The following is a 4847-nucleotide window of genomic DNA, read 5'->3' on the forward strand; positions in this document are numbered from 1 at the left end:
GCAAATATCGAAGCAACGGACAATACATAATGGAAATGAGCAACAACATAATAAGTATCATGTAATGCTTTACTCAAAGCAGCATTAGCTAGTTGTATTCCAGTTAAACCCCCTGCAACAAACAAGATTACAAATCCTAATGCCCATATCATGGGAGATTTTAAACGAATATTACCACCTCACATAGTACCAAGCCAAGAGAATACCTTAATTCCAGTTGGAACAGCAACAGCCATTGTTGAGATTACGAAATACTTAATTGATTTAAATGTAAGTCCTACAGTATACATGTGATGTGCTCAAACAACTAAACCTATTAAAGCTATAGACATCATTGATAATATCATACCAGATCTTCCAAAAATTGGTTTACCTGAGAATTTAGATATAATTTCACTTACTATTCCAAACGCTGGCAATATTAATGCATAGACCTCTGGGTGTCCAAAGAATCAAAACAAGTGTTGAAACATTGTAGGATCACTTCCCGCTTGAGATTCATAGAATACAGTATTAAATCTTCTATCTAAAAACAACATCGCAACAGCACTTATCAATACTGGCATAGTAATTATTAATAATAGTGATGAGATCAGCATTGCTCAAGCTATAAGTGACATCTTTATAAGTCTTACTCTTCTATCTTTCCTTGTTATAATTGTTGAAATGAAGTTCGATGAAGTTATCACAGATGAAATACATGCTAATATAATTGCAAATATAACAAGATCTACTGATCTACCAGTATGGTAATTGGCATTAGATAATGGTGGATATAAAGTCCATCCTGTTGCAGAACCATAGTCAGTCAATGTACCTTTTGTTAACAACGATGCCACTGCAATTAATCCTGACAACACCAAAATAAAGAATGAACATAAACTTGCTACCTTCGAGGCCAAATCATCGGACATAACTAATTTAGGTATTAATAAACTTCCCATACCATTGATAAGCATTGGCATTAACATATAAAATATCATCATTAGTCCATGTGCCGTCATTGAAGAATTATATAAATGTTTGGCCCTATCATCTATATCTCCCTCCTTATATATTAGTTTAGCAATTTTGTTGTAAACTTGTATTCCCGGATAGTTCAATTCCGCCCTCATTAAGATAGATATTACCATAGCAATTGTACCAAATATCACTGAAAAGAATATATAATATCTACCTATTCTAACATGATCTCAAAGCATCATTGAATTTACAACGTTTGTAATATGCTTTTTAAATCACCCATTAACAAATACCACAATATCATAAAGATTTAATATTAATCGAAATATGTTATCTTCGATGTATTCTGTTAATCTATTAAATTTATGATCCATATCTCATTATTCTAAATGCATTATCTAGATTATTTCTTGCTAGTTTCAATCAGTTATTAAATTTTTCTTGTGATACAACTCGAACGGCAATCGGCATAAAGGAATGATCTTTACCACAAAATTCTGAACATTGTCCATAATATATACCAGGAGCAGCTACTTTAATTCAAGCATCATTTATCTTTCCGGGAATTGCATCTATTTTTAATCCAAATGTTGGAACAGCAAAGCCATGGATTACATCACCAGATGTAACTAATATTCTAACCACTCTTCTGGAAGGTACAACAAGTTCATAATCTGTTGCTAATAGTTCAGGATAGAGATTTAAATTAGTTTTCTTGAATTTGATTCTTTGATGTGGTTTTAATATATTTGAATTATAGTTAAACCTACTATCAGTTAAGTGATATTCATAGTTTCAATATCATTGGTGTGCTGTCACTTTAACAGTAATAAAAGGTAATCTCTTTTGAGACATCTGATACTTCAGAGCTTTAAACGAGGGTGAGCATATACACGATAAAATCATAATTGGTATAATTGTTCATATGATTTCTAAAGGTAAATTCTTATTTATTCGTGATATAACGGTATTACCTCTATTTTTATAACACAAAGTTATAATTGCTATTACAACAAAAATCAATATCGGAGATAATAGTACATTTGTAAAGCTCATAAGCTGATTTATCTGTTTCATTACTGGTGTTGCCGATCGTTGTAAACCAGTCTGTCAATTTAATGGCTTTCCTACAAATACAGATATCATATTATCTTCAGAACCCCCAATATGATTAGAACTAGTATCATTAATAGTCTATTTTAATAGTCTATTTGTTACCATATTTTGTTATAGGTTTGGTATTGAATATCCATAGACAGATTAATTCTTGTAAAATAACTTCAACCATTTTATATCTTTAATAAATTTTATATTTTTTAAACATAGTAATCAATTCCAATCTAAATCTTTAACCAATTATAACAGATATCCATCAACAGCTGTTTCACTTTAATAAACATCCTATAAAGTCTTATTAATTCATCTTGGTTCTATCACCTAATTAATAACTTCAAATATCACAGATAATATATGTGTTTATTCCTTCGGATATCAATCTCATTGGATTATAAATCATTAAATTATAACTTCAACTTATTAATTTTATTTTATTCCCTAATAATAATAAAAAACTATCAGTAATAGTTATATCATTACCATTAATTACTGTAATATTTTTATCTTCATGTGTTAATTTATTATAAATGGAACATGTTAACATGTCACAACTAATAAATTTCTTTTATTTAATACCTCTAATATCTTACAATTTTGGATCAACAACCATTCTACTGTTAATAACATGAATATAATTCGATATTTATTAAAAATAATATAAACAACATGTCATATATATTGGATTAGCAGAATTATTTATTACCTTATACATCTAATCTCTTTATCTGTTTCCAAACATCTTATTACCAACATTTTGATCATCAATCCTTATCATTAATTAGATTAAACAAATACTTCAAAATCTTCAAATCCTTGGATGATGATATTAACTGTTTACAACAAAATGACCAAAGGATCATTTATTCTTTATATTTTTATATAAATTATAATATTTGATGACATATGTTGTTAGAATTTAATAACCAGTTCTTTTTTTTAATAATTTTATCTCTTTTAATTAACTATTTTTATACAATATTAAAATCAAACTTATTAAACCTCTTTTATATTTATGGTTTATCTCATATGTTTTATAAGACAACGAAAAAAACATGTTATCCAAAGATAAATCAAATGTTAATTATGATGTAAATATTTTTGATAACAATACGATTGGGCAGAATTGAATCGCCACTTCAAGAGCCACATTCTTAAACTCTACCATTAAGCTACAACCACATTATTTTTATATCTTTCTGTTATCAATTTATATCTGTTTTCCATTTCTTTACAACTAATCTTGGCATGTTAACTTCAATTAATAAACGTTTTTTCATCATTTCATACTGTTCTTCTAAATCATCAACTATATTAACTTGATTTATATATTCTTTTATTTTATTGTTAAGATTGTATTTTAAGTTCTGTTGTAAATTTGATTGATTTATAATCATTGTAGTACTAACAACCCTCGTTTCATGTAAACATTTAAGTAAACTCTTAACATCGAAGCTTATAATGGTTTCATCTAAATCAAATACGCTTACATATAACAAATTGTTAAGCTTAATTTTCATGAATTCATATTTATTAATAAACATTTCATAGTTTAATCCTTTAATTTTTGACTTAAATACCAACAACTCAATACTATTGTTGATTGATTTAACATATCATTTTAATATAATATTTTTTATAGCACGTTTATTTAAACTGGTTCTAAGCACAACGTAATCTCTAAATATTAATAGATCTATTTTATCAATAATCGTGTTTAAAATATCCAAGTCTATACTTGATAACACGATGTTGTCATACAATTTTGTTTTTAATCAACCAAAATTATAATTTAAGTTATTTACTTTATTGTTATAATACTTCATATTTTTAAGGATATATAAATAATTATAGTTACTCAATCTCTAATAACTGTTAAAAGATAAATTTTAAAACATACCGAATGTTGGACCAAAAAAAATTAACAAACAACTATACATTTATAAATTCCCAATCATTCATTGGTATTATAGTTTGAATTAAGATTATCTAAAACTACTTAATTAACATCGATATCTAATAAGTACTTCCTAATTTATTTGTAATGTCATTGAATCTATCCACTTTATTCATTAGTGTTTCTCTTTTTCAACATCTAAATACATCTTTAGGATGTTTAATATTAATTTAAACCCATCATCTTCATGTTTATTTCTTCAACTGAATTTCATTGATTTTCTTACACCTTAAGTTTTTAACATTACAATATATATCAGTTCTAATTAGTTATCGAAGTTCTTTATTTTAAATTAAATGGCAGTAAATTAACAAAATTATGACATAACCATGTATAGTTATACCAATTATAATAGCTGAACATGTCGTTATGACGTTTATTTCTCTGATATAAATAATCGATTTTAATCATAAGAAATATAGAATACTGATCTATAATTATAATGGATGTTAAGATTATATTTTATAATACTTAAAGAATTAAGGAAAAACGAACAAACCAAATCAATTTTAACTTAAATTTTAAAAAAGAATAAATATAAATCAATTAATGAATTAATCAGTACAAAAAAATAGAAATATTTGGATATAACTAATAATATAATTTTTTTTGATAATATTTAATAAAATCAACAAATTATAACATATATTTAATCAAATTAATGACCGCTTAACAAATACTTATTATCTGGTTTCAACATCTCAATTATGGTCATGTAGATATAATTATTAAGATAGATATAAATCATAAATGTTACAACCTTGTAATGACCTAATACCTCATAACATTATTTCACGATTAATTTATCTTTAAT

The 4847-nt window shown here is 25.9% G+C and carries 3 protein-coding genes; all 3 read right to left on the reverse strand.

All coding sequences use genetic code 4. The annotated features are described in order from the left end of the window. A partial coding sequence (locus MAGTDC_RS03090; protein ID WP_192573174.1) for a cbb3-type cytochrome c oxidase subunit I occupies positions 1-1202 on the reverse strand: 1202 nt, incomplete at its 3' end. A 124-nt stretch (positions 1203-1326) separates the two neighbouring features. Continuing rightward, positions 1327-2109 (reverse strand): cytochrome c oxidase subunit II, encoded by a 783-nt coding sequence (coxB, locus tag MAGTDC_RS03095; protein WP_146657000.1) that lies wholly within the window; start codon positions 2107-2109, stop codon positions 1327-1329. A gap of 1169 nt (positions 2110-3278) precedes the next feature. Beyond that, positions 3279-3824, reverse strand: a complete 546-nt coding sequence (locus tag MAGTDC_RS03110; protein WP_146657002.1) for a hypothetical protein — start codon at positions 3822-3824, stop codon at positions 3279-3281. Positions 3825-4847 lie beyond the last annotated feature (1023 nt).

Source organism: Candidatus Hodgkinia cicadicola (genome assembly GCF_002774925.1).